Annotated in this window: 25 protein-coding genes; 18 read left to right on the forward strand and 7 right to left on the reverse strand. The window is 71.5% G+C overall.

The window, feature by feature from the left end; all coding sequences use genetic code 11:
* Positions 1-15: 15 nt before the first annotated feature.
* Complete coding sequence (locus HYQ63_RS25465) at positions 16-513, reverse strand: helix-turn-helix transcriptional regulator (protein ID WP_257232094.1); 498 nt, start codon at positions 511-513, stop codon at positions 16-18.
* 265 nt (positions 514-778) lie between these two features.
* On the opposite strand from HYQ63_RS25465, the gene HYQ63_RS25470 reads away from it, so the two are divergent.
* The 6 genes from HYQ63_RS25470 to HYQ63_RS25495 all read left to right on the forward strand — a co-directional run bounded on the left by HYQ63_RS25470 (position 779) and on the right by HYQ63_RS25495 (position 7120).
* Positions 779-1726 (forward strand): LLM class F420-dependent oxidoreductase, encoded by a 948-nt coding sequence (locus tag HYQ63_RS25470; RefSeq protein WP_179936175.1) that lies wholly within the window; start codon positions 779-781, stop codon positions 1724-1726.
* A 10-nt stretch (positions 1727-1736) separates the two neighbouring features.
* Positions 1737-2531 (forward strand): SDR family NAD(P)-dependent oxidoreductase, encoded by a 795-nt coding sequence (locus tag HYQ63_RS25475; protein ID WP_179936177.1) that lies wholly within the window; start codon positions 1737-1739, stop codon positions 2529-2531.
* A gap of 110 nt (positions 2532-2641) precedes the next feature.
* Entirely contained in the window at positions 2642-3760 is a 1119-nt protein-coding gene (locus HYQ63_RS25480; RefSeq protein WP_179936179.1) for an LLM class flavin-dependent oxidoreductase, read from the forward strand.
* A gap of 32 nt (positions 3761-3792) precedes the next feature.
* Complete coding sequence (locus HYQ63_RS25485) at positions 3793-5535, forward strand: amidohydrolase family protein (protein WP_179936181.1); 1743 nt, start codon at positions 3793-3795, stop codon at positions 5533-5535.
* A gap of 4 nt (positions 5536-5539) precedes the next feature.
* Positions 5540-6370: an SDR family oxidoreductase gene (locus tag HYQ63_RS25490; protein WP_179936183.1), complete on the forward strand. Its 831-nt coding sequence runs from the start codon at positions 5540-5542 to the stop codon at positions 6368-6370.
* Between the two features lie 120 nt (positions 6371-6490).
* Positions 6491-7120, forward strand: coding sequence for a hypothetical protein (locus tag HYQ63_RS25495; protein ID WP_179936185.1), 630 nt, complete (start codon positions 6491-6493; stop codon positions 7118-7120).
* 80 nt (positions 7121-7200) lie between these two features.
* Here the strand turns inward: HYQ63_RS25495 and HYQ63_RS25500 are convergent, their stop codons facing one another.
* Positions 7201-7773 carry a DUF4232 domain-containing protein gene (locus HYQ63_RS25500; RefSeq protein WP_179936186.1) on the reverse strand — a complete coding sequence of 191 codons (573 nt, stop codon included), beginning with the start codon at positions 7771-7773 and terminating at the stop codon, positions 7201-7203.
* A 199-nt stretch (positions 7774-7972) separates the two neighbouring features.
* Here HYQ63_RS25500 and HYQ63_RS25505 point away from each other — a divergent pair, with 199 nt between their 5' ends.
* On the forward strand, positions 7973-9331 hold the full coding sequence (locus HYQ63_RS25505) for a helix-turn-helix transcriptional regulator (protein WP_257232096.1): 1359 nt from the start codon (positions 7973-7975) through the stop codon (positions 9329-9331).
* A gap of 24 nt (positions 9332-9355) precedes the next feature.
* Here HYQ63_RS25505 and HYQ63_RS25510 read toward each other — a convergent pair whose 3' ends face one another.
* Positions 9356-10030 (reverse strand): disulfide bond formation protein DsbA, encoded by a 675-nt coding sequence (locus HYQ63_RS25510; RefSeq protein WP_179936190.1) that lies wholly within the window; start codon positions 10028-10030, stop codon positions 9356-9358.
* A 102-nt stretch (positions 10031-10132) separates the two neighbouring features.
* Here HYQ63_RS25510 and HYQ63_RS25515 point away from each other — a divergent pair, with 102 nt between their 5' ends.
* The 5 genes from HYQ63_RS25515 to HYQ63_RS25535 all read left to right on the forward strand — a co-directional run bounded on the left by HYQ63_RS25515 (position 10133) and on the right by HYQ63_RS25535 (position 14454).
* Complete coding sequence (locus HYQ63_RS25515) at positions 10133-10900, forward strand: SDR family NAD(P)-dependent oxidoreductase (protein ID WP_179936192.1); 768 nt, start codon at positions 10133-10135, stop codon at positions 10898-10900.
* Complete coding sequence (locus tag HYQ63_RS25520) at positions 10894-11937, forward strand: AraC family transcriptional regulator (protein ID WP_179936194.1); 1044 nt, start codon at positions 10894-10896, stop codon at positions 11935-11937. Before HYQ63_RS25515 ends, HYQ63_RS25520 begins: the two co-directional genes overlap by 7 nt.
* 79 nt (positions 11938-12016) lie before the next feature.
* On the forward strand, positions 12017-12400 hold the full coding sequence (locus tag HYQ63_RS25525) for a VOC family protein (RefSeq protein ID WP_179936196.1): 384 nt from the start codon (positions 12017-12019) through the stop codon (positions 12398-12400).
* Between the two features lie 242 nt (positions 12401-12642).
* Positions 12643-13632, forward strand: coding sequence for an endonuclease/exonuclease/phosphatase family protein (locus HYQ63_RS25530; RefSeq protein ID WP_373689217.1), 990 nt, complete (start codon positions 12643-12645; stop codon positions 13630-13632).
* A 9-nt stretch (positions 13633-13641) separates the two neighbouring features.
* Positions 13642-14454 carry an APH(3'') family aminoglycoside O-phosphotransferase gene (locus HYQ63_RS25535; protein ID WP_179936198.1) on the forward strand — a complete coding sequence of 271 codons (813 nt, stop codon included), beginning with the start codon at positions 13642-13644 and terminating at the stop codon, positions 14452-14454.
* Here HYQ63_RS25535 and HYQ63_RS25540 read toward each other — a convergent pair.
* Complete coding sequence (locus tag HYQ63_RS25540; RefSeq protein WP_179936200.1) at positions 14451-14651, reverse strand: DUF397 domain-containing protein; 201 nt, start codon at positions 14649-14651, stop codon at positions 14451-14453. The two genes, HYQ63_RS25535 and HYQ63_RS25540, sit on opposite strands and share 4 nt — an antisense overlap.
* Positions 14648-15517 (reverse strand): helix-turn-helix transcriptional regulator, encoded by an 870-nt coding sequence (locus tag HYQ63_RS25545; protein ID WP_179936202.1) that lies wholly within the window; start codon positions 15515-15517, stop codon positions 14648-14650. The genes HYQ63_RS25540 and HYQ63_RS25545 overlap by 4 nt, the downstream gene beginning before the upstream one ends.
* 199 nt (positions 15518-15716) lie before the next feature.
* Here HYQ63_RS25545 and HYQ63_RS25550 point away from each other — a divergent pair, with 199 nt between their 5' ends.
* Both HYQ63_RS25550 and HYQ63_RS25555 read left to right on the forward strand, forming a co-directional pair.
* A complete protein-coding gene (locus HYQ63_RS25550; protein WP_179936204.1) occupies positions 15717-16202 on the forward strand; it encodes an ATP-binding protein in 486 nt (161 codons plus the stop codon).
* Complete coding sequence (locus tag HYQ63_RS25555; protein WP_179936206.1) at positions 16180-16713, forward strand: DUF6879 family protein; 534 nt, start codon at positions 16180-16182, stop codon at positions 16711-16713. Before HYQ63_RS25550 ends, HYQ63_RS25555 begins: the two co-directional genes overlap by 23 nt.
* Positions 16714-16862: 149 nt before the next feature.
* Here HYQ63_RS25555 and HYQ63_RS25560 read toward each other — a convergent pair whose 3' ends face one another.
* Entirely contained in the window at positions 16863-17969 is a 1107-nt protein-coding gene (locus tag HYQ63_RS25560; RefSeq protein ID WP_179936208.1) for a DUF5937 family protein, read from the reverse strand.
* A gap of 242 nt (positions 17970-18211) precedes the next feature.
* Here HYQ63_RS25560 and HYQ63_RS25565 point away from each other — a divergent pair, with 242 nt between their 5' ends.
* Genes HYQ63_RS25565 through HYQ63_RS25575 form a run of 3 tightly spaced genes read left to right on the forward strand, consistent with a single transcriptional unit; the run spans position 18212 to position 20995 of the window.
* Positions 18212-19531 (forward strand): dicarboxylate/amino acid:cation symporter, encoded by a 1320-nt coding sequence (locus tag HYQ63_RS25565; protein WP_179936210.1) that lies wholly within the window; start codon positions 18212-18214, stop codon positions 19529-19531.
* Positions 19528-20250 (forward strand): aspartate/glutamate racemase family protein, encoded by a 723-nt coding sequence (locus HYQ63_RS25570; protein ID WP_179936212.1) that lies wholly within the window; start codon positions 19528-19530, stop codon positions 20248-20250. Before HYQ63_RS25565 ends, HYQ63_RS25570 begins: the two co-directional genes overlap by 4 nt.
* 58 nt (positions 20251-20308) lie before the next feature.
* Entirely contained in the window at positions 20309-20995 is a 687-nt protein-coding gene (locus tag HYQ63_RS25575; RefSeq protein WP_179936214.1) for a GntR family transcriptional regulator, read from the forward strand.
* Between the two features lie 13 nt (positions 20996-21008).
* On the opposite strand, the gene HYQ63_RS25580 is transcribed toward HYQ63_RS25575, so the two are convergent.
* Positions 21009-22529 carry a CehA/McbA family metallohydrolase gene (locus HYQ63_RS25580; protein ID WP_179936216.1) on the reverse strand — a complete coding sequence of 507 codons (1521 nt, stop codon included), beginning with the start codon at positions 22527-22529 and terminating at the stop codon, positions 21009-21011.
* Between the two features lie 146 nt (positions 22530-22675).
* On the opposite strand from HYQ63_RS25580, the gene HYQ63_RS25585 reads away from it, so the two are divergent.
* Entirely contained in the window at positions 22676-23530 is an 855-nt protein-coding gene (locus tag HYQ63_RS25585) for an LLM class F420-dependent oxidoreductase (RefSeq protein WP_179936218.1), read from the forward strand.
* Positions 23531-23597: the final 67 nt, after the last annotated feature.

Raw genomic sequence — 23597 nt, forward strand, 5'->3', positions numbered from 1 at the left:
CCCGGGCCTGTGCACTCAGGAACAAGGAAGTGTCCACTGCCGGTAGTCGCTCGGCGGTATGCCGTACGCGGCACGGAAGGTGCGGCTGAAGACCGCGGGATGGGTGAAGCCCCGGCGCGCGGCGAGCCGGTGCAGCGGGACGGCGGACAGGCCGGGGTCGGCGAGGTCCCGCCGTACGCGGTCCAGGCGCTGCTGCCGGATCCACCCGGAGACGGTGGTGTCCTGGGCGCGGAACAGCCGGTGCAGATAACTCACGGAGATGTGGTGTGCGGCGGCGACGGCGGCCGGGGTCAGCTCGGGGTCGTGCAGGTTCCGCCGGATGAAGTTCTGCACGCGCAGGGTCAGGGTGTGCCGGTGCGTCTCGGGCGGCAGGGCGTCCTCGGCCTCGACGGCGTGGGCGAGCAGGGAGGCCGCGAGGTCGATCAGCACGGTTCCCAGCCGCGGGCCGTCGGAGGGTTTGTCCTCGTACGGGGGAAGGACGGCCGCTGCTCCAGGGGGTGTCGTGCCGGTCATGCCGGGCTCCCGACGCCTGGCACGGCACCTCGCGGCCCCGCGCTCGTCGCGCGCAGCGCCGCTGCGCTCTCCTCACGCGGGTTGCGATGTTCCCCCAGCTACCGCTGGGAGGTGCCCCCTGCACCAGACGCCGCTCGCTGATCCGGCCTGATCGACAAGACACCCCCTGGGCCCACATCGCCCGCACGCTAACACCCCTTGTCTGATGGGCCGTCAGATACGACGATGGCGGTCCCACCGCGGTCCACCGACAAGGAGGCCCGGCATGCGCGTCCTGCCCCGGGGCCGGTTGAGCTACGGCATGCAGCTGCCGATCCAGTCACAGAGCACCCTCTACGCCGAACCGTGGGAGGCGGCCGCGGGCCCCGGCGACCTCGTGGCCATCGCCCGCGCCGCCGACCGGTCCGGCTTCGCCTACGTCGCCGTCTGCGACCACGTGGCGATCCCGCGGCGGCTGGCCGACGCGATGGGCACCGTCTGGTACGACCCGGTCGCCACCCTCGGCTACCTGGCCGCGGCCACCGAGCGGGTGCGGCTGCTCAGCCACGTCGCCGTCGCCGCGCTCCGGCACCCCCTGCTCACCGCCAAGCAGTACGCGACGCTGGACCACCTCTCCGGCGGGCGGCTGATCCTCGGGGTCGGCGCCGGGCACGTACGCGAGGAGTTCGACGCGCTCGGCGTCGACTTCGACGCGCGCGGGCCGCTGCTCGACGAGACGGTCGACGCCCTGAAGGCGGCGCTGGGGCCGGAGGAGTTCGCCGACTTCCACGGTGAGCGCTTCGAGTTCAGCGGGCTCGGCCAGGCCCCGCGCCCCGCCCAGACCCCGCGCCCCCCGCTGTGGGTGGGCGGCTCCTCGCCCGCCGCGCTGCGCCGGGCCGCCGTACGCGGTGACGGCTGGCTGCCGCAGGGCGACCCCCGGGACCGGCTCCCCGCGCAGATCGCCCGGCTGCGCGCGCTGCGCGAGGCGGCGGGCGTCGCGGAGCCCGCCGAGATCGGCGCCATCGCCGAGCCGCTGTACGTGGGCGACCCGCCCTGGCGCGTGGGGCGGCGCACGCTCAGCGGCAAGCCGGAACAGCTGGCCGAGTCCCTGCGCGCGTACGCGGCCATGGGCGTGGACCAGATCCAGGTGCGGTTCCGCAGCCGGAGCCGCACCGAACTGACCGATCAGATGGCGGCCTTCGCGGCCGAAGTCGCCCCGCATCTGAACGCCTGAGGAGGCCATCATGGGCAAGCTGGACGGACGCGTCGTGATCGTCACGGGTGCGGCGCGCGGGCAGGGCGAGCAGGAGGCGCGGCTGTTCGCCGCGGAGGGCGCGAAGGTGGTGCTCGCGGACGTCCTCGACGACCAGGGCGGGGCCGTCGCCAAGGAGCTGGGCGAGGAGTCCGCCGCTTACGTCCATCTCGACGTGAGCCGCGAGGAGGACTGGGCGGCCGCCGTGGCGTTCGCGAAAGACGCCTTCGGCGCCGTGGACGGGCTGGTCAACAACGCGGGCATCCTCCGCTTCAACGAGCTGACCAGCACCCCGCTGGAGGAGTACCTGTCCGTGGTCCAGGTCAACCAGGTCGGCGCGTTCCTCGGCATGCGCGCGGTCGCGCCCGAGCTGGCGGCGGCGGGCGGCGGCACGATCGTCAACACCGCCTCGTACGTGGCGCTCTCCGGCATGGCCCTGCTGACCTCGTACGCCGCCACCAAGGCGGCCATCGTCGGGATGACCCGGGTGGCCGCGATGGAGCTGGCGGGCAAGGGGATACGGGTCAACGCGATGTGCCCCGGCGCGATCGACACCCCCATGAGCAACCCCGCCCGGCTCGACCCGGCGGCGGACACCGCGGACGTGGCCGAGGCGTCGGAGGCGGTGGACGGCCTCTACCGCAAGCTGGTCCCGATGGGCCGCATCGGCCGCCCCGAGGAGATCGCCCGCCTGGCGCTCTTCCTCACCTCCGACGACTCCTCGTACATCACCGGCCAGCCGGTCGTCGCCGACGGCGGCTGGCTGAGCGGCGTCTCGGTCTTCTAGGCGCCCGCCGTCTTCTGAAGCCTGGGCCTTGACGGTCCACCCTCCCGGTGCCATGGTCGGACTCGAATCTGACGGTACGTCAGATTGTTGAACTGGAGGCGGTGACCCCCTTGGAATTCGGACTGTTCGTACAGGGATACGTGCCGGAGCGCCGACGCCGCGCCGACCCCGAGGCCGAGCACCACGCCCTCATCGAGGAGACCGAGTACGTCATCCAGGCCGACCGGTCCGGCTTCAAATACGCCTGGGCCTCCGAGCACCACTTCCTGGAGGAGTACTCCCACCTCTCCGCGAACGACGTCTTCCTCGGCTACCTCGCCCACGCCACCGAGCGCATCCACCTCGGATCCGGCATCTTCAACCCCCTCCCGCAGGTCAACCACCCCGTCAAGGTGGCCGAGAAGGTGGCCATGCTCGACCACCTCTCCGGCGGCCGGTTCGAGTTCGGCTCGGGGCGCGGGGCGGGCAGCCACGAGATCCTGGGGTTCATCCCGGGCGTCACCGACATGAACCACACCAAGGAGATCTGGGAAGAGACCATCGGCGAGTTCGCCAAGATGTGGCTCCAGGACGAGTACCCGGGCTTCCAGGGCAAGCACTGGTCGCTCCCGCCCCGCAAGGTGCTGCCCAAGCCGTACGGCACCGGCCACCCGGCCATGTGGTACGCGGCCGGGTCCCCGTCCTCGTACGCGATGGCGGGCCGCAAGGGCCTCGGCGTCCTCGGCTTCTCCATCCAGAAGGTGTCCGACATGGAGTGGGTCCTCGACTCCTACAAGAACGCCGTCAAGGACGCCGACCCGGTCGGCGGCTTCGTCAACGACAACGTCATGGTGACCTCGACCGCGATCTGTGCCGAGACCCACGCCAAGGCGGTCGAGATCGCGCTCGGCGGCGGCCTCAACTACCTCCAGTCGCTGCTGTTCCGCTACCACGACACCTTCCCCCGCCCGGACGGCGTCCCGGAGTGGCCCGAACTCCTCCCCGACTACACCGAGGAGATCATCGAGTTGCTCATCGCCGAGGAGCTGATGATCTGCGGCGACCCGGACGAGGTCTTCCGGCAGTGCAAGCGGTGGGAACAGGCCGGGGCCGACCAGCTCTCCTTCGGGCTGCCGATCGGCATCGGCTACGAGGACACCATGAACACCATCAAGCTCATCGGCGAGCACGTCATCCCGAAGATCGACACCGACCCGGTGCACCGCACGACCCGCTTCCGCCAGGCATAAGCGCCGCCCAGCCGCCAGAAGGGACCCCACCCGTGCTCGACCACCTCATCAAGGGCGCGACCGTCGTGGACGGCACGGGCGCGCCCTCCTACGTCGCCGACGTCGGCCTGCGCGACGGACGGATCGCCGCCGTGGCCGAGCCGGGCACGCTGGGCGAGCAGGCCCGTTCCACCGAGGACGCCACCGGGCTCGTCCTCGGCCCCGGCTTCGTCGACCCGCACACCCACTACGACGCCCAGCTCTTCTGGGACCCGTACGCCACCCCGTCCATGAACCACGGCGTCACCACCGTCGCGGGCGGCAACTGCGGCTTCACCCTCGCCCCGCTCAACCCCGAGCGCCCCGGCGATGCCGACTACACCCGGCGGATGATGAGCCGGGTCGAGGGCATGTCGCTGGTCGCCCTGGAGGAGGGCGCGCCCTGGAACTGGCACAGCTTCGGCGAATACCTCGACGCCCTGGAGGGACGGATCGCCGTCAACGCGGGCTTCATGGTGGGGCACTGCGCGCTGCGCCGCCACGTCATGGGCCCCGACGCGATCGGCGGCCGGCCCGCCCCCGCCCAGCTGGAACAGATGCTGCGGCTCCTCCACGAGGCCATGGACGCGGGCGCCTGGGGGCTGTCCACCACCCAGTCCTCCACCCACGCCGACGGCGACGGGCAGCCGGTCGCCTCCCGGCACGCGGGGCCCGACGAACTCCTCGCCCTGTCCCGGGCCGTCGGCGACCACGAGGGCACCCAGATCGAGGCCATCGTGGCGGGCTGCCTCGACCGGTTCGCGGACGAGGAGATCGACCTGCTGGTGGAGATGAGCGCCGCCGCCGGACGCCCCCTCAACTGGAACGTCCTCACCATCGACGCCGCCGTCCCCGAGCGCGTCCCGCGCCAGCTCCAGGCGAGCGAGCGCGCCCGCAAGGCGGGCGGCCGCATCGTCGCCCTCACCATGCCCATCCTCACCCCCATGAACATGTCGCTCGGCACGTTCTGCGCGCTCAACCTCATCCCGGGCTGGGGCGACATCCTCGGCCTCCCCATCCCCGAGCGCATCGCGAAGCTCCGCGACCCGGCCGTGCGGTCGGAGATGCTGCGCCGCGCGAAGAGCCCCGAGGCCGGGGTCTTCCGGCGGCTCGCCGACTTCGAGCGGTACGTCATCGGCGACACGTACAGCGATGCCAACGCCGGACTCACCGGCCGCGTCGTCCGCGGCATCGCTGCCGAGCGCGGCCAGGACGCCTTCCACGCCCTGGTGGAGATCTGCGCCGCCGACGAGATGCGCACGGTCCTGTGGCCGATGCCGACCGACAACGACCCGGCCAGCTGGGAGCTGCGGCGCCAGACCTGGGAACACGAGGACGTCATGCTCGGCGGCTCCGACGCGGGCGCCCACCTGGACCGCATGTGCGGCGCCCCGTACACCACGCGCTTCATCGGCGACTGCCTGCGCGGCCGCAAGCTGGTCCCGCTGGAGCGGGCCGTCCGCATGCTGACCGACGACCCGGCCCGGCTGCTCGGACTGCGCATGCGCGGCCGCGTCGCCGAGGGCTACCACGCCGACCTCGTCCTCTTCGACCCCGACCGCATCGACGCGGGCCAGGCCCGCCTCGTCCACGACCTCCCCGGCGACAGCCCCCGCCTGGACTCCCGGGCGACGGGCATGGTGAGCGTCCGCGTTGGCGGCGTCGAAACCATCCGCGACGACGAGATCACCGGCGCGATCCCGGGCAAGGTACTGCGCTCCGGCCGGGACACCGAGACGGTGAGCACGAGGGCCTGAGCCGGTGACACCCCCCAGGGGCGGCGACGGGCACGGCGCCCCTGCCGGAGCCGCGCCGGACGGCGGCCCCGGCGCGCTCGCCGGCCGGGCCGCGCTGGTCACGGGGGCCTCGCGCGGCATCGGCCTGGCGGTGGCGCGGGCGCTGACGGAGGCGGGCGCGTCAGTGTGCGTGACCGCCCGCAACCTCGCCGATCTGTCCACCGCCGTCCGCGCGCTGGGCCCGCGCGCCCTCGCCTGCCCTGGCGACGTGACCGACCCGGCCCACCTGGCCGAGGCGGTCGCCCGCACCCTGTCCGCGTTCGGCCGTCTCGACATCCTCGTCAACAACGCCGCCACGAACGCCCCCCTCGGCCCCCTGATCGACGCCGACCCACTGCTGTGGCGCAGGGCGTTCACCCTCAACGTGGAGGCCCCGCTGCGGCTGACCCAGGCCGCCTGGCGCGCCTGGATGCGCGACCACGGCGGCGCGGTCGTCAACATCTGCACCGAGGGCACCCACGGCGTGGGCCCCGGCGTCGGCGCCTACGGCGCGAGCAAGACCGCCCTCCTCCGCCTCACCCGCCAGCTCGCCGCCGAGCTCGCCCCGTCCGTCCGCGTCAACGCGGTCTCCCCGGGATTGATCCGCACCGAGATGGCCCGCTTCGTCTGGGAACCCGACGAGCCCTCCATCGCCGCCACCCTCCCCCTGGCCCGCATCGGCGAACCGGTGGACGTGGCCCGCGCCGTCCGCTGGCTGGTCTCCGACGAGGCGTCCTGGATCACCGGCACCGACCTGGTGGTGGACGGCGGCCGCCGCGTCCGCGCGGCATTCCCCGGAGGAACGCAGGCCCCGTGATGGTCTCATTAGGCTAATCAGTCGGTTCATCACATAAAAGACCGGACGGAGGTGGAAGACAATCCAAGACACATAGAACTTTCCGGGAATTTGCCCGGTTCGAGTCCAAAGGAGTACTGCATGCGTCCTCACAGCAGGGCCGCATCGCCGCGGGTGCGATGTTCATGGCGGCCCACCCGGCTGGCGCTCGGCGGCCTCACCTCACTGACCGCCGTCTCGCTGGTAGGCGTACTGGGTGCCCTGCCCGCCGCGGCGCAAGGTCTCGGAGCGGAAGCGCTGCCTGCTTCGACCATCATGTCCACGGACCGGGCCTTCTCCTTGGACGACCCCGAGCTCCCCGCCGACCTCGCCGGCGACCCCGGCAGGCCCGGTAAGCCGAAGCCGCCGCGGCCGGGGGCCAACGGGTGCTTCGAGATCGACACCGTTCGTCAGGAAGCCGCCGGCGGCGGGGCCTTCTACGCAGCCGTCAGTTTCGGAGTCCCCTACGTCGGAGACGAGACCGCCCCTGGCGGGGACATCGACTGGGACGACCTCTCCGACGAGTCGGGAGCGGTGCCCGTGGGTGCCTGCGGTGTGTCCATCGACGTCGGCCCCGGTGGCCCTCCGGGCAGCACCATTTTCATCGACGTCATCACCACGTCGGGGACCGTGCACGGCATTACCTGCAACCGCACGGGTTCGGTGATCACGTCCTGCGGTACCTGGGTTCAGCGCGCGACCCCGACGCCCGGGGACACGCTGACGCCGTAAGCCGTGTTCGCACTTTCGGCATCAGTGACGCGGGGCAGCCGGTCCGGCTGCCCCCGTCGTGCTGGCGGACGGCGGCCGGGTCACCAGATGATGGCGTCCTCGAACGTCTGCTGCCAGTACGTGACCTTGAGGGAGTCGTCGATGTAGACGCCCTTGGCGGGCAGCGACGGGTGGGCGGCCGACGGGACGTCCTCGTCGGCGGTGCGGCCCTGGAAGTAGACGGTGAGCGACTTCTCGGTGTGGCCGTTCGAACCGCTGCCGTCGGCGGCCGACAGGTTCACGGAGGCGTAGCCGGACGCGCCCGGAGCGAGCGTGACGACGGCCTGCGGCTTCGAGGCCTCGATGACCGGCGGCACCGACTGGGCCTCGCCGAACTGGACGGCCGGGTAGTGGTACAGGTTGCAGGGGACGCCGCCGGTGTTGGTGACTGTCAGCAGCATGTGGTTCACCGGGCGGCTCAGGGGAGCCGCGACCGTCTTGGTGTTGGAACCCTGGCAGGTGACGGCGGCCTTGGCCTTCGCCGCCCCCGCGGCCCGCACGCCCTCGGCGTGGGCGCTCGCCCCGTTGCTGTACGCGGTCAGAGAGAGCGCGGCGACCGCGACGGTCGCGGCGGCGGTCAGGAGACGGGTGCGGGAGTTCCTGCTGTGCGACATGTGGGGGAGCCCTTTCGGTGGTGCGGCCGGTGTGGTGCTTGGATGACCGGAGCTTGTGGGGTGATCCGTCCCAACCGCCAGGAATGCCGGGCAGTTTGGGACACTGGAACGCGAAAGCGGGCTGTGACCAGGGGGAACGTAAGGGGCTTGGGACGCGGGAATGGGACGCGCCGGGCCGCGCAGGGATGGGGAGGAACGGGTGTCAGGGGCAACAGGGGCGACCGGGACCGCCGCGGAGGCGTTCGCGGAGCTGCTGCGGGGACTCAAGGAACGCTCGGGGCTGAGCTACGGGGCGCTCGCCAAGCGATTACACATGAGCACGTCCACGCTGCACCGCTACTGCAACGGCAGCGCGGTGCCGCCCGACTACGCACCGGCCGAACGGCTCGCCCGGGTGTGCCGGGCGACCCCCGAGGAACTGGTCGAGCTGCACCGGCGGTGGATCCTGGCGGACGCGGCGCGGGGCCGTAAGGCAGCGGGGCCCGAGGAACCGGCGCCCGCCGCCCCGGACGACAGCCCGCCCGGTGAACTCCCCGGACCCGCCGGACTCCCCGGACCCGCCGAACCCGCCGAACCCGCCGAACCCGGTGGAAGTGATGAACCGGTCGTCGGCGACACCGCCCCGCCCGCACCCGTGCGGCCCGGCCGGCGCCGCACCGCGCTGATCGCCTCCGTTGCGACGGCCGCCCTGCTGGGAGCCCTCGTGATCGCCGCGAATCTGCCGTCCTCCGGGGACGACGGCGAAGACCGGTGGGCCGGCGATGTCACCGCCCCGACCACCGCACCCGCCACCACCGTCCGGGCGAACGAAAAGGCCCCGTCCGCGTCGGCCTCCCCTTCCCCGTCCCGGAGTCGTGGCGCGAAGACCGGCGAACCCTCCGCCCCGGCGCGGGAGTCCGCCGCCCACGGCGGTGGGGGCGCCCGCGGCGGCGCGGACGCCGCCGAGCGTGCACGCACCGGCGGCGTACCGATCAACGTCGCCACCCGCCCCTACGTCTACGAGGACCCGTGCAGCCAGCACTTCCTCGTCGACGCCGAGCCCGAACAGGTCGGCCCGCCCGCCGCCGAACAGGACGCGCCCCGCTGGGCGGCCGCGTACGGCGCGGTCTCCTCGGGGGAGCAGCGCATCGCCCTCACCGTGCAGGGCACCGGGAAGGACACCGTCGTCCTGGAGGAGCTGCACATACGCGTCGTCGCGAAGGGCGCCCCGCTCGCCTGGAACGACTACTCGATGGGCGTCGGCTGTGGCGGCGGCGTCGGCACCAAGTCGTTCGACGCCGACCTCGACGACGGCAGCCCCACCGTCACCGTCAAGAACGGCCAGCGCGACTTCCCGTACAAGGTCAGCGAGTCCGACCCGGAGATCTTCTATCTCACCGCCCGTACCAGGGCCCATGACGTCCGCTGGGACCTCGCGCTGACATGGTCCAGCGGCGACCGCCACGGCACCGTGCACATCGACAACAACGGCACCCCGTTCCGCACCAGCGCCAACGCCGGGCGCCCCGGCTACGACTACCCGCTGGGCGGCCGCGAGTGGATCGAGCGACCGGAGTAACCACGTGGTGGGACGGCGGCCGCCTCACGGCCGGGCGGCCCAGCCGCGGACGTCGGGGGACGGGTCGGCCGGTGCGCCCTTGAGTTCGTGGAAGCCGGGGGCGCCCGCCACCACCAGGGTGGCGTCCCAGAGCCGACCGGCCTCCTCGCCCCGGGGGACCCGGGATATCACCGGCCCGAAGAAGGCGATCCGCGCGTCGGCGTCACCGCCCGGGTCCGGGACGGCGACGACCGGAGTGCCGACGTGAGGGCCGAGGACGGCGATGCCCTCGGCGTGGGAAGCGCGCACCGCGTCGTCGTAGTCGCGGCAAGTCGCCGCCCCGGCGAGCTCCGGGGGCAGCCCGGCGTCGGCCAGCGCCACCTCGGGATCGTTGATCCACTGCTGGGCGCCGCCGTCGCCGTCGCCGCTGTCGCCGCTGTCGCCGCGGTCGGCCCAGAGGGCGGCGTAGAACGCGCCCAGCGCTTCCTGACCGTGGTGCCGCAGGACGGCGGCGCAGATGCGTACGGGCATCCACAGGTAGCCCTCGGGGTCTCCTTCGGGGTCGTCGTCACGGCCCTCGTTGAGCACCGCCAGGCTCATGACGCGCCAGCGCACGTCCAGGGGCCGGACCGTGGCCGCCTCCACCACCCATCGCGAGGTGAGCCAGGTGTAGGGGCAGGCGGGGTCGAACCAGAAGTCCACGGTCACTGGTGTCGTCATGGCGTACTCCTCCTCCGGCGCTCCGGCGCCACTGTACGGAGGCGAAGGAAGTCCGGACCCGAAGCGATGGCGATCTCGGGGGTCCGGCAGCACGCTGGAGCCATGACGGCACAGCAGCACGCGGACACCCCGGTCGGCGCATCGATCTTCGGGGACGGGACGGTCGCCCTGGTGACCGGTGCGGCGCACGGACTGGGGCTCGAGGTCGCCAGGCAGCTGGCGCAGCGTGGTATCGACGTCCTGGTCGGAGCGCGGGACCCGGAGAAGGCCGCGGCCGCCGTGCGTGGTCTCGACGGAGTCGGTGCGCTGCCGCTGCCGCTCGACATCACCGACCAGGCGTCGGTGGATCTGGCCCTTCGGACCGTCGAGGAGAGGAAGGGCCGACTCGACATCCTCGTCAACAACGCGGCAGCGCGCCCCGACCGGACCGAGACGGTGACGGGCGCCGACCTGGACGCGGCCGCGCGGCTGATGCAGGTGGACCTCTTCGGCACCTGGCGCATGACGATCAGCGCGCTCGCGCTGCTGCGGCGCTCGCCCAGGCCGCGCGTGGTGAACGTCGGCTCGGGCGCGGGCTCTCACTCCGACGATCGCTACGGAATGGCCACCGCAGGCGGGGCGTATGCCGGTCATGCCATCGGAAAGGCGGCGGTGAACGCCCTGACCTCCGTTCTCGCGGCCGGACTCGCCGACACTCCGATCGTGGTCAACGCGGTATGCCCCGACGTCACGGCCACCGTCCCCGGGGTGGAGACGCCGGGCGGGCGGCCGGTCGAGGAGAGCGCACCGGGGGTCGTATGGGCGGCGACGCTGCCCGACGACGGCCCGCGAGGCGGCTTCTACCGGGACGGTGAACCGCTGGGATGGTGAACGTCGGCACGCGCAGGACATCGCCGGACGATCACCCGGCGGACGTCCACTTTCCGGACGACCACCCGGTGGCCGTCCACCTGCCGGACGATCACCTGTCGGACGTCCTTCGCCACGTCGAGATCCACGGCGTGATCTCGGGAGGACTCGTCGCCCGCGCGCCATGGGTGTCCCGCGGTGAGGTCACCGACGACGTGAAGATCGTCGCGGTGCTCCGCGGGCGCGCGCACCTGCGCACCGACGGCGGCGCCTCGGCGCACCTGACGGAGGGCGACGTCGCCGTCCTCCGCCATCGGACGTGGCTCGCACTCCGCGGCGGTTCACCGCACGGGACGGCACGCGAGATCGCCCCGCCGGTGGGGTGGTCCGCACGTCCCCTCGACGCCTCCGGGCAGTCGGACGTGGTCATCGGCGGCCATGTCCACCTGGGCCCCGCGGCACGCGAGCTGCTCCACCCTGCGCTGCCACCCGTCGGCCACCTCCACGGCTCGGACCCCGCGGCACGCCGACTGCGTACCGTCCTGGGCCTGCTGCTGGAGGAGTTCTCGGGCGGCGAGCCCGGCTCCGGGTTCGCCCTCGCGCAGTACGCGCAGCTCCTCATGCTCGAAACCCTCCGGGCGTACGCCGCCCGCCCCGACCTGCCCCCGGGGTGGCTCCGGCTCCTCGCGGACGAGCGGCTGCGCCCCGCCGTGCGGCTCATGCACGACGACCCGGGCCGCCCTTGGCGGTTGGAGCAGCTCGCGCGAGCGGCCACGATGTCCCGGACGGCCTTCGCGGAGAGTTTTCGGCGGACGAGCGGGTTCACCCCCTTCGCCTACCTGCACCGCTGGCGCATCGTTCTGGCCGAGCACGCCCTCCGCCACACGGACACCAGCGTCGACGCGCTCGCCGCCCGACTCGGCTACGCCTCGCCGACCTCGTTCAGCACCGCGTTCCGGCGGACCGTCGGCATGCCGCCCTCGGCCTACCGGCGAGCGCGTCGCACGGCGCCAACGTCGGGAGCGGCCCCGGCAGTTGGGCGCCGGGCGAGGCTCTGAAATTGCCTCGCCGCCGCACGACTCGCCCGCTACGGTTGCGACCGCCCCGGCAGTTCCGACGCTGAGAGTAGGTTCGTCCATGGCATGTCGTATCAGTGAACTCGTGCTCCATTGCCACGACCCCGAGGTGCTGGCGCGGTTCTGGTGCGAGGTCCTGGACTTCGTCGTGCTCGATCGCGAAGAGGAAGTGGGCGTCATCGAGATCGGACCGCGCGAAGGGTTCGGCGGTTCGCAGCCGACGATCGTCCTCATCCCCCACGACGCGCCGCAGAAGGGGCAACTCCGGCTGCACATCGACGTCAACGCCACCGACCGCGATCAGGACGCCGAGCTCGAACGCCTCCTGGCCGCCGGGGCCGTACGCGCCGACATCGGCCAGACCGGCGAGGAGTCCTGGCACGTCCTCGCCGATCCCGAAGGCAATGAGTTCTGCCTTCTCAAGGGCCGCATCGCCCCGCTCTGACGGCCCTCGTCGCCGAGCCGCGCCGGGTACGACCCCGCGGCCCGGTCACGCGACCTTGGCGCCCCCGTTCCCGCCGCCGACAGCGGCCCGACAGTCCCCGGCATGCCGCCGACGCCACGGCTCCGCCGCCCGAGCCGGAAACCGATGCCCCTGGTGGGCCGTCTTGAGGGGTGGACTCGAACGGATGGGAAGCAATGGCGGAGCGGCCGGGCAGCGGTGTGGCGTCGACGGTGACGGCGGCGATGCGCCGATGGTCGGGGCGCTGGGGGCCGGGCGAGGACACCGAGGGGCGGTCGGCCTGGGCGCGGGGGCGGGTCCTCGCCGCGCTGGCGGTGCTCACGGCCGGGCTGCTGGCCTTCCACCGGGCGGTGCCCAACTCCGTGGGGCGCCTGGGCAGTCTGCTGGAGGCCTTCCTGCCCTGGCTCGGTCTGGTGGTCGTCGTACTGCTGGGCCTGGCGCTGCTGCGCCGTTCGGCCACCGCGCTGCTGGCCCTGCTGCTGCCGGTGGCGGCCTGGACGTACCACTTCGGCGGGCTGTTCCTGCCCGGGGCGACGACGGGCGCGCACGACCTGGTCGTGGTGCAGCACAACGTCAGCGACGAGAACGCCGACCCGGCGGGTACGGCCCGCGCCCTGGCCGGGGCCTCGCCCGATCTCGTCGCGCTGGAGGAGCTGGTGCCCGCGGCGCTGCCGGTCTACGAGAAGACCCTCGCCCCGGACTACCCGTACCACGCCGTGCGGGGCACCGTCGGGCTCTGGTCGAAGCATCCGCTCACCGAGGCCCGGCTGTTGGACATCAAGCCCCGGGGGATCACGGAATCCTGGAGCCGAGGGCTGCGGGCCGTCGTCCGGGCGCCGCGGGGCGAGGTCGCGGCGTACGTCGCGCACCTGCCGTCGGTCCGCGTCGGGGCGAGCGGCCTCGCCTCGTCCTGGCGTGACGAGAGCGCCGGTCTGCTGGGCAAGGCCATCGCCGCCGAGAAGCGGAAACCGGTGATCCTGATGGGCGACCTCAACGGCACGGTCGACGACCGTGGGCTGGACCCGCTGACCTCCCGGATGAACGTGGCGGAGCGGGGCTTCGCCTTCAGCTTCCCCGCCGGGTTCCCGATGGCCCGGATCGACCAGGTCATGGCCCGCTCGGCGGCCGTCGCCCACATCCGCACCCTGCCCGCCACCGGCAGCGACCATCTGCCGGTCACCGCGCGGGTCCGCTGGCACGCGGCCCGCTCCTAGGCTGGTGCCGTGACCGACTCCACGACACTGCGAACCCTGCTGCCCGCGGACCGTGGCGGCGGCTGGGAGCCCGTCACCGCCGGTGAGTCCGGGGCCGCCGTCTTCCGCTCCGCGGACGGTTCGCGGTACGGGAAGTGCGTGCCCGCGCACCAAGTGGCCGCGTTGGAGGCGGAGCGGGACCGGGTGGAGTGGCTGCACGCGCAGGGCGTTCCCGGCGCGCGGGCGCTCGACTGGCGCGTCACCGACGCGGGTGGCTGCCTGGTGACCAGCGCCGTGGCGGGTGTCCCCGCGGATCGTGTCCCGGCTGCCACGCTCCGGGCGGCGTGGGAGCCGATCGCCGATGCGGTGCGACGACTGCACGATCTGCCGCCCCGGGCCTGCCCCTTCAGCCGCGACCTCTCACAGATGTTCGCCACCGCGCGCGAGGTCGTGGCGCGGGGCGCGGTCAACCCGGAGTTCCTCCCCGTCGAACAGCAGCACACCCCTCCCGACGAGCTGCTCGCCCGCCTCGCCCCGCAGATCGAGCGCCGTCTCGCGCAGGAGGCCGCCGAGGTGGTCGTATGCCATGGGGACCTGTGCCTGCCCAATATCGTCCTCGACCCGACGACCCTGACCGTCGCGGGCTTCATCGACCTCGGCCGCCTCGGCCGCGCCGACCCCTACGCCGACATCGCCCTTCTGCTCGCCACCGCCCGGGAGACCTGGCCCGACGAACGGCAGGCGAACGCGGCGGAGGACCGGTTCGCCCACCGCTACGGCATCGCCCTCGACCGCGACCGCGAGCGGTTCTACCTCCACCTCGACCCGCTCACCTGGGCCTAGGCGTCGAACGTTCCGTTCTCGATGCCCTGGATGAATGCCTGCCATCCCTCGCGGGTGAAGCGGAGGGAGGGGCGGCCAGGGTCCTTGCTGTCCCGTACGGCCCGGCCGCCGCTGACCGTAGCCGCGACCTCTACGCAATTACCCTCTTGCCCGGAGTACGAAGACTTCCGGTAAGGACCTACAACCTCAGGGGTCACTTCGCGTCTTCCTTGCCGCTCCGCAGTACACGCCGGATGAGTCGTACGCTTTCATCCGGTCCCAGTGCCGCCGATCGTAGTAGGTCGAACGCGTTGGTGTAAGCGATGAGATCCTGAGGGTCTTCGAGGATCGATGTGCCCCTCAGGTTCTCCATGGTCACCGCTTCAACGGCGGGGTCGGAGTCGAAGCTGAAGGAAGAGAAGGCGGAGGTCGTCCCGGCAAGCACTCCAGCTGAGAAGGGGAGGACTTGAATCGTGACGTTCTGCCTCTTCCCCACGTCGAGAATGGCCGACAGTTGCTCACGGTGAATCTCGTGATTCAGCAGTGGATGCAAGATGACAGGCTCCCAAAGAATGGCCGCGTACGACGTTCCTCCAGGCTCAATCTGCGCCTGCCTCGCTTGGCGCACCTTGACCAACTGTGAGACCCGGTCCGGATCCACGTAGTTGGGTCCCGCTGTAATGCTTGCCTCGGCATATGCCGCGGTTTGCAAGAGGCCAGGCATGAGAACGGGCTGCCACTCCCGAATGTAGGTCGCGTCATCCTCCAGCGCGATGTGGTCAAGGTAGTCCGGTCTCAGGTGCGCAGCGTGCTCAAGCCACCAGCCCCGCCTGTTCGAGCCTTTCGCCAACTCTTCCAGCCTGGCCCGCACTGTCGTGTCGTCCACGCCGTAGGCGTCCAGCAGTAGACGCACGTCGATGACGCGGGCGCTCACATGACCCGACTCGATGCGGCTGATCTTGGCTGCCGAGGAGGCGATCACTTCAGCAGATCGCTGCTGGTCGAGCTTGGCAGCCTGCCGATACCTCCTGAGCGCTGCGCCGAGCCGCCTGCTCCGCACAGTTGGCCGTCCCCCTGCGGGCATTGGTCCTCCCTCTCCTCAGGCACCACCGGCCTGCTAATGCCGATCAAACACTGTACGGCCCATCTCATCCCACAGAGAGTCACGAAAATGCAAGCTTGCATCAGTATCGCTTGCGAACTTCATGCTTGCATGTCTAACCTCAAGCGCATGCGCCGCTACAGAGCGCAATCTTGACGAACAGTCAGGGGGTACGTCTGCCATGTCCAGAACCGTTACGGACGAACCGCGCCGGGACACCTTCCGGATCGCCAAGCACATAAGGAACGTGCCGGGGGCGCGGGCGCGGGTGGGCAAGGCCCTTGCGGACTGGGGCATCAGCGGCGGCGTCGCCGACGACGTGATCCTGTCGGCCAGCGAGCTGGTGTCCAACGCCATCAAGCACTGCCGGGTGACCTTCGCCCAGGTCGAGGTCAGCGTCTCGATCCAGGAGGAGGACGTCGTGCTGGAGGTCTCCGACCCCGACGGCGACAAGCTTCCGCGGCTCCGCGTCGCCGACATCGACGCGGAAGGCGGCCGTGGGCTCTACGTCGTTGAGCAGCTGGCACACACGTGGGGCTATCGGAACCGGGGGTGCGGTAAGTGCGTATGGGCGCGGTTCATCGCCGCGGGCGAGCCTGACGCGCCGATTGACGCAATCGCGCAAGTCTTCCCGGGGGTGAAGGGTGGCAGTGGAGCCGACGCTTGAGCAACGGCTGAAGGGCTGCCGGAGTACGGCCGTGCATCTGGAAATGCTGGACGGCTACATGCGGTCCGACCCGCGCTACATCGCTTGGCGGAACGGCGTGCGCGACGCACCCGAGGACAATGATCCGGCCCTCCGGCCGTGGCTCACTCTCGTGGCTGAGCTGACCACCAGGGGCGTCGAGGTCCGGAGGGCGCGGATCGTCTCCGAGCCGGTCAGCGACTACATCGCGTTTGAGCACCATCTGACGGATGCCAACGTCGAGGCGGGGGAGAGGGTTCGTTGGCTGCCTCGAAGGCAGGCATCGGACATCGCTCTTCCCGGCAACGACTGTTGGGTGCTGGACGACAAGTTCGTCGTCTTCCATCACTTCGACGGAGACGGTGAACTCGCTCCCGATGACGAGACCTTCACGGATGACCCGGCAACGGTGAAGCTGTGCGGCTCCGCCTTCGAGGCAGTCTGGGAGCGAGCAGTGCCGCATACGGAGTACTCACCTCCTCGTCGGCCCTGACGGAGGAACGGCACTGTCATCTGTCACGATCCGCGCGGCGCTGGGCAGGCAGAGGGTCGAGGCCCTCCGAGCGGCAATCTGTCCAAGACCATGGACGTCAACGTTGAGGTCAGGCGGCACCAGGCCATATCTGGAGCCCTTCTCCTTCCCTAGCGCAGGATTCCCTCCAGGAAGTCGCTGCTCAGCCGGGCCACCACCCTGACGTCGAGCTGGTGGTACACATACCGGCCCCGACGCCGGGTGGTGATCAGGCCCGCCTTCTTCAGGGTGGTCACGTGGCGGGATATCTCCGGAGCGGTCATGCCGTGTGCCTGGGCCAGCTCGCTGGTGGTGAACGCGCTGCGGGCCAGGCTGCGGCACAGCTGCATGCGCACCGGGTGGGACAGCGCGGCCATCCGCAGGGCCAGCTGCTCCACCGAGGCCGGGGCGACGAGTTCCGGGGAGTTCGCCGGGTAGTGCAGCACCGGCTGCCACCCGTGGCGTTGCAGGACCATCAGGTGCGGCCAGCCCAGGCTCGTCGGTACGAGCAGCAAACCGCTGTCCGCCGAGGTCCCAGGGCCCGCGCAGAACTTGTCGACGGTGATCCGCTCGGCGTCCTCGTCCAGGGTTACCGCTGGTGACACGGCGGCCAGTGCCTCGGACAGGCCCTTGCGGCGCAGCAGTTGCGTCTTGTGCCGGGCGTCCGCGGCGAGCTGGTGGCGCAGCCGTGACCAGGTGTCCGCGAAGAAGGCCGCGTCGCAGTCCTGGAGGAACTGCCGCAGCCAGGTCCGGATCTGCGGTGGGTCGCTCAGCAGCCGCTCGGTGAAGCGGGCCTGGTGCGGGCCGCGCGCGGCGGCCAGCTCAAGGGCTCGGTGGCGTAGCGCGGTGTCGACGAGCAGGCTGGGGCCTGGGGTGCCGTAGGTCAGGGGGCAGGTGAACTCCAGGGCCGCGTCGACGAACTCCTCGTCGGACAGCTGGTCGATCAGGTCCAGTTCTTCGGCGAGGGTCTCACCGGGCAGCACGGCCCCGCCCGGGACGCCCGCGGACGGCAGGAAGAGGTCGGAGAACGTCGTCCGCCACAGAAAGTCCGCCTCGCACATGCGGTCGGCCAGATGCGGGTCGAGCCGAGCGGTCACACCCGTGACCCAGCCCTTCAGGCCCGGGTGGTGCTCCGGCTCGGACAGCGCGTGCAACGCCATGCCGAGTTCGGCCAAGGGCGAGATCGCGACGGTGATCCTCTCCGGCCGCAGTCCCGCGATGTCGATGTGCACACCCATGGGCTCATGGTGCACACCGCGACGGACACGCGGAGTCCCGATTGACGGCGGCCGTCAATCGGGAGCCCGGGGAGTCACCGGTGCGCCACCCCTTGACAGGCCGCTGCCCTGGGGCGCAGTCTTACCGCCCAATACGCAGAGCGCAATATATTGGAGCGGCGATGAGCGCACCGCCTACGCGAACCACCAGCACAGACGCAGCCTCCGGACCCCGGCCGGGGCTTCTGCGGCGATGTCTGCGGATGCCGATCGGGGTGCAGTCGATCATCGCCGTCGGGCTCGGCGCCCTCATCGGAGCCCTCGCACCGGCCGTCGGCGAGCAGATGAAGATCCTCGGCGATCTCTTTCTCAACCTGGTGCAGGTCGTCGTCCTGCCCCTGGTCTTCCCGCTCATCGTGCTGGGCATCGCCCGCATGGAGTCGGTCAAGAAGGTTGGCCGGATCGCGGGGAAGGCCATCCTCTACTTCGAGCTGGTCACCACCGTCATCCTGCTGATCGCCGTGGGCCTCGCGAAGTTCACGGGCATCGGCAAGGGCGCCCCCGTCGGCGCCGCCGACCCCAAGGACCTGGAGAGCCTGGACCAGGGGATCGACTTCCACGAGCTGATCCTGCATGCGGTTCCGAAGAACATCTTCGCCGCCTTCAGCGAGGGCAATCTGCTCGGCGCGATCGTCTTCGCGCTGCTGGTGGGCGTGGCCATGGCCGCCATCGGCGAGAAGGCGGCCCCCTTCGCCTCGGTGCTGGACTCCGTCGCCACGGTGATGTTCAAGGTCGTCGGGTATGTCATCCGCGTCGCCCCGCTGGGCGTGCTCGGTTTCCTCTCCTACGACGTCGCCCACTACGGCTTCGGCAACCTGCGCAGCCTCGTGGGCTTCGTCGCCGTCGTCTACGCGGGCCTGGTCATCGTGGTCGGCGTGCTCTTCCCCCTCATCGCCGCGATCTACCGCATCCGCTATATCGAGCTGCTGAAGTCGATCGCCAACCTGGCGGGGATCGCCTTCGTCACCCGCAGCTCCGAAGCCGTACTGGCTCCCCTCATGGGCAAGTTGGAGGCCTTCGGGCTCAGCCGGTCGACGACCTCGTTCGTCGTTCCCCTCGGCTACTCGTTCAACACCGACGGCTCCGTCCTGTACCAGGCCGCGGGCCTGGTCTTCATCGCCAACGCCTACGGAGCCGACACCTCTCTCCCCGCCCTGCTCGTCATGGTCGGCGTGCTGGTGCTCCTCTCCAAGGGCATGGCGGGCGTGGCTTCCGCGTCCGTCGTCGTCCTCATCGCCGCGGGCAACAGCATCGGACTGCCCCCCGAGGGCATCGCCCTGCTCCTCGGCGTGGACTTCATCGTCGACATGGCCCGCACCGGTGTGAACGTCATCGGCAACGCGCTGGCCGCCGCCGTCGTGGACAGCTCCGAGAAGCGCCGGGAGGCCAAGGACGGCCGCCCGCCCGAGGCCACCGCCGACGCCGCCGCGCACGACGACACCGCACACGACGCCGCCGCGCACGACAGCCCCGGTCCGGAACCGCAGTTCGCACAGGCCCTCCAGAAGGACAACGCACGGTGACCAGCCCGAGCGGCACGACGGAGGTCATCGGCATCCTCGGCGGCATGGGACCGGCGGCCACCGCCGACTTCTACGCCAAGCTGGTGTCGATGACCCCGGGCCGCAGCGACCAGGACCACCTCACGGCGGTCATCTGGTCCGACCCCACCATCCCCGACCGCACCGAGGCGCTCCTCGGCAACGGCCCCGATCCCACCCCCTGGCTTCTCAACGGCAGCCGCGTCCTGCGCGAGGCGGGCGCCACCGTCATCGCCATCCCCTGCAACACCGCCCACGCCTTCGTTCCCCGCATCGCCGACCACGTCGGCCTGCCGATCATCCACATGATCGGCGAAGTGGCCCGTCACCTCACCACCGTGCGACCGGCCGTCCGCACCGCGGGGCTGCTGGCCACCACTGGCACCGTCCGGGCGGGCCTGTATCAGGAGTGGCTCGACCGTTACGGCATCCGCCTCGTGCTCCCCGACGAGGACGACCAGCACAATGAGGTCATGGCCGCCATCCGCGCCGTGAAGGCGGGCACCGGCGGTGCGGTGACCGCATCGTTGGCCCGCGCCGCGCGGCGGCTGACCGACCGGGGCGCGGAGGCGATCATCGCGGGATGCACCGAGATCCCCCTCGGGCTTCCCGCCGACGCCGTGGACGTCCCCCTCATCGATCCGGCTGCCATCCTGGCCGGAGCCCTCGTCCGCCGGGCCCGGGCGGCATGCGGAGCATGACGGCCCATGACGGGGAAGGCGGATGGACGGCGCGAGAGGGCGATGTATCGTACGCAATATGTCGCTCGACAGCCCTGTCTCCCGCCGCCTCCTCAGTGACGAGGTCTTCCACCGCCTGCGCGACTCCATCGTCCGCGGCGAACTGGTGCCGGGGGAGAAGGTCAAGGACAGCGAACTGGCCGAGCGTCTCGGGCTCAGCCGCACCCCGGTGCGCGAGGCCCTCGCCAGGCTCGCCGACATCGGATTGGTCGAGGCCAAGCCGGGCGTCTACACCCGCATCACCACCCTCAACCGCCGCGACGTGGAAAAGACCCTGGCCGTCCTGCGCGCCCTCGACCAGCTCGCCCTCGAGACCGCCGTGCCGGTCATGACCGAGCAGGACCTGCGGAGCATGCGCGAAGCCAACCGGGACTTCGAGCGCGCCGTCGCCGGTGACGACACCACGGCCGCCCTCGCCGCCGACGACCGCTTCCACGCCGTCCCCATCACCGCCGCGGACAACCCCGTGCTCAGCCGGATCGTCGAACAGGTCCACCCCCAGATCCACCGCATCCTCTACCGCAAGTTCTCCACGCTGCTCGGCGGCCGCAACACCATCGAGCACCACGACCAGCTCATCGACGTCTGCGCCACCGGCGATGCCCGCGCCGCCGCCGAACTCTCCGGACAGCACTGGTCCGAACTCGGCGGGCACATCAACGAGCTCTTCGACACCAACCAGTTCGCCGAAGCACCCACCGCTTGAGACGGCCGGTCCGTCAGCGGTCGCGCCCGCCCAGCCAGATCGGGTTGGTCAGGGCGACCATCGGGCCCGGTATGCCCGACGGGCCGCCGTCGGACGCCGGGTGGCGGACCTCGGCGCGGACGTAGGCCGCGTAGGAGGGCGTGGTCTTCCACTCCACGGTGCCGGAGCCGGAGGCGGGCAGGGTGGTGGTGTACAGCGGGCCCTGGTCGGTGATGAAGCGGACCTGGCGGCCCGCGCCCGCGCCGGTGACCTTCAGGCGGACCGTCACCTCGGCATCGGGGGCGACCGTGAGGCGGTCGGCGATTCCGGCGTGTTTTCCGCGGCCGTCCACCGCCTCGAAGGCGAGGTCGACCTCGGAGGACTCGGCGATCCAGCAGCGGCCGGCGCGGATGCCGTCCTGGAGGGCGGCGCGTGAGAGGTCGTCGGCGAGGACGACGGTCTGGGGGAGGCCGACGGGCTGGGGCTCGCGGTGGGAGTCGCTGTGGCCGACGGCGGGGAGCCAGCGGCCGTCCCCGCGGGCGGCGGCGACCAGGGTGTTGTCCCACTCCAGGACGGTCGCCTCGTCGTCCGGGCCGAAGTCGGCGTTCCACACCTCGACCGCGTCGGCCTCGGTGAAGCCGAACTTCCAGTTGCAGCCGACGCAGGTGCCGTGCGGGTGGGCCGGGATCACCAGGCCGCCCGCCTGGCGGATCTTGCGGGCGAACTGGCCGAAGCGGTTGTCGCGGGCGCGGTAGCGCCAGTCGATGAAGGTGCCGGGGGCGATGCCGAGGGCGACCACATGGCCGTTCCGGGTGGTGATCTCCTCGCCGGTGATGATCAGCAGGTCGTCGCCCCACAGGCCCTCGAACGCGCCGTGGGCGGAGGTGGTGTTGTGCTCGGTGGTGGTGATGAAGTCGAGCCCGGCGGCGCGGGCGGCGGCGGCCAGCTCGGCCGGGGTGCGCTTGCCGTCGGAGTGCACGGTGTGGAGATGGGAGTCGCCCCGGTACCAGGCCCGGCCCCGCCCCTTGGCGCGCTGCGGCGGATATACGGGCTTCGGGGTGCGGCCCGGCTCGCCGAACCGCAGGGTGACGGTGACCTTGTAGTCCAGGCCCTGCGGGGCGACCGTGTAGGGGCCGAGGACGACATGCCAGGTGCCCGCCCGGACGGGCCCGGCGAGGTATCCGGGCGTGGCCTCCGCGGCGCTGATCGCGAACTCCGTACGGGCCCCGCCCGACCAGCCGCGGAAGCCGCGCCCGCCCAGCTCCGTACCGCGCTCGTCGAAGATGCCGATGTCGCACGCGTTCCCCTGCGTGCCCGCCGGGACGGCCGGTTTGTCGTACGCATACGAGACGGCGATCTCGCGGACCCCGGACGGAACCTGCACCGGCAGATAGACGAAGTCGGGTGACCCGGTGGGGAGGTGGCCGGAAATCGTGCGGGACACGTCCTCCCCGGGGCCCGCGTCGTCGGCCTGCGCGAAGGACACCGGGTCGAGCGTGAGCGCCCCCGCCGCGCCCGCGAGCGCGGAGAGTCGGAGTACGTCCCGTCGCTGCATGCCTGCCCCCCAGAGTCGAATCAGCGTCATCCGCGTCACACCGTTGTACGCGTGGATGACATCCGCGGAAACCCCTGTGGATAACTCCCCGGCGCTGAGAGAACATACGCGAGCCACACCGGCCAACCCGGAGGAGCGGCCCCTTCATGCGCATCGCGACCACCGTCTTCCTGACCGACGAAACCGTCCGCCCCGCCTGGCTCGGGCGCGAGCTGGAGCAGCGCGGGTTCGCCGGGCTGTATCTGCCCGAGCACACCCACATCCCGGTCAGCCGCGACACCCCCGCCCCCATGGGCGAGCCGCTGCCGCGCCCGTACGGCCGCACCCTCGACCCGTTCGTGGCCCTCGGGCAGGCGGCCGCCGTCACCGAGCGGCTGGGGCTCGGCACCGGGATCTGCCTGGTGGCCCAGCACGATCCGGTCGTTCTCGCGAAGAGCGTGGCCACCCTCGACTTCCTGTCCGGCGGACGCTTCACCTTCGGCGTCGGCTACGGCTGGAACGTCGAGGAGGCCGCCGACCACGGCACCGTCTGGGCGGAGCGCCGCGAGCTGGTCCGCGACCGGATGGCGCTGATGCGCGCCCTGTGGGCGGAGGAGCCCACGGCCCATCAGGGCCCGTACGCCTCGGTGCGGGCGAGTCTCGCGTACCCCAAACCGGTGATCCGGGAGCGCCCGTCCGGCGATCCGCTCACCGGGCCGCGCACCCTGATCGGCGGGGCGGCCGGGCCGCGCCTGTTCGCGCACATCGCCGCGTACGCCGACGGCTGGCTGCCGATCGGCGGCGGGGGGCTCACCGAGTCCCTCCCCGAACTGCGCCGCGTCTGGGCCGAGGCGGGCCGGGACCCGGCGGCGCTGGAGGTGGTGCCGTACGCGGTGCGCCCCTCGCCCGGCAAGCTCGCCCACTACGCCGACCTGGGCATCGAGGAGGTCGTGGTGCAGCTTCCGTCCGGGGACGAGACGGAGGTCCTGCACACGCTCGATGCGTCCGCCCAGTACCTGTAGACCGGTGCCTGTAGGCAGCACGAATATTCCCGGCACCGGCGCCGAATTGTCGTGATCAGACCCACAA

Origin of the sequence: Streptomyces sp. Rer75 (genome assembly GCF_013414305.1) — a bacterium.
Classification (GTDB): Bacteria; Actinomycetota; Actinomycetes; order Streptomycetales; family Streptomycetaceae; genus Streptomyces; species Streptomyces himastatinicus.

Coding starts and splice junctions, on each gene's coding strand:
- HYQ63_RS25530 (WP_373689217.1), top strand. CDS start 12,643: ATGCGCCGATGGTCGGGGCGCTGGGGGCCGGGCGAGGACACCGAGGGG.
- HYQ63_RS25470 (WP_179936175.1), top strand. CDS start 779: ATGCGCGTCCTGCCCCGGGGCCGGTTGAGCTACGGCATGCAGCTGCCG.
- HYQ63_RS25510 (WP_179936190.1), bottom strand. CDS start 10,030: ATGACGACACCAGTGACCGTGGACTTCTGGTTCGACCCCGCCTGCCCC.
- HYQ63_RS25495 (WP_179936185.1), top strand. CDS start 6,491: ATGCGTCCTCACAGCAGGGCCGCATCGCCGCGGGTGCGATGTTCATGG.
- HYQ63_RS25525 (WP_179936196.1), top strand. CDS start 12,017: ATGGCATGTCGTATCAGTGAACTCGTGCTCCATTGCCACGACCCCGAG.
- HYQ63_RS25545 (WP_179936202.1), bottom strand. CDS start 15,517: ATGCCCGCAGGGGGACGGCCAACTGTGCGGAGCAGGCGGCTCGGCGCA.
- HYQ63_RS25475 (WP_179936177.1), top strand. CDS start 1,737: ATGGGCAAGCTGGACGGACGCGTCGTGATCGTCACGGGTGCGGCGCGC.
- HYQ63_RS25520 (WP_179936194.1), top strand. CDS start 10,894: ATGGTGAACGTCGGCACGCGCAGGACATCGCCGGACGATCACCCGGCG.
- HYQ63_RS25580 (WP_179936216.1), bottom strand. CDS start 22,529: ATGCAGCGACGGGACGTACTCCGACTCTCCGCGCTCGCGGGCGCGGCG.
- HYQ63_RS25550 (WP_179936204.1), top strand. CDS start 15,717: ATGTCCAGAACCGTTACGGACGAACCGCGCCGGGACACCTTCCGGATC.
- HYQ63_RS25575 (WP_179936214.1), top strand. CDS start 20,309: ATGTCGCTCGACAGCCCTGTCTCCCGCCGCCTCCTCAGTGACGAGGTC.
- HYQ63_RS25465 (WP_257232094.1), bottom strand. CDS start 513: ATGACCGGCACGACACCCCCTGGAGCAGCGGCCGTCCTTCCCCCGTAC.
- HYQ63_RS25560 (WP_179936208.1), bottom strand. CDS start 17,969: ATGGGTGTGCACATCGACATCGCGGGACTGCGGCCGGAGAGGATCACC.
- HYQ63_RS25515 (WP_179936192.1), top strand. CDS start 10,133: ATGACGGCACAGCAGCACGCGGACACCCCGGTCGGCGCATCGATCTTC.
- HYQ63_RS25500 (WP_179936186.1), bottom strand. CDS start 7,773: ATGTCGCACAGCAGGAACTCCCGCACCCGTCTCCTGACCGCCGCCGCG.
- HYQ63_RS25565 (WP_179936210.1), top strand. CDS start 18,212: ATGCCGATCGGGGTGCAGTCGATCATCGCCGTCGGGCTCGGCGCCCTC.
- HYQ63_RS25585 (WP_179936218.1), top strand. CDS start 22,676: ATGCGCATCGCGACCACCGTCTTCCTGACCGACGAAACCGTCCGCCCC.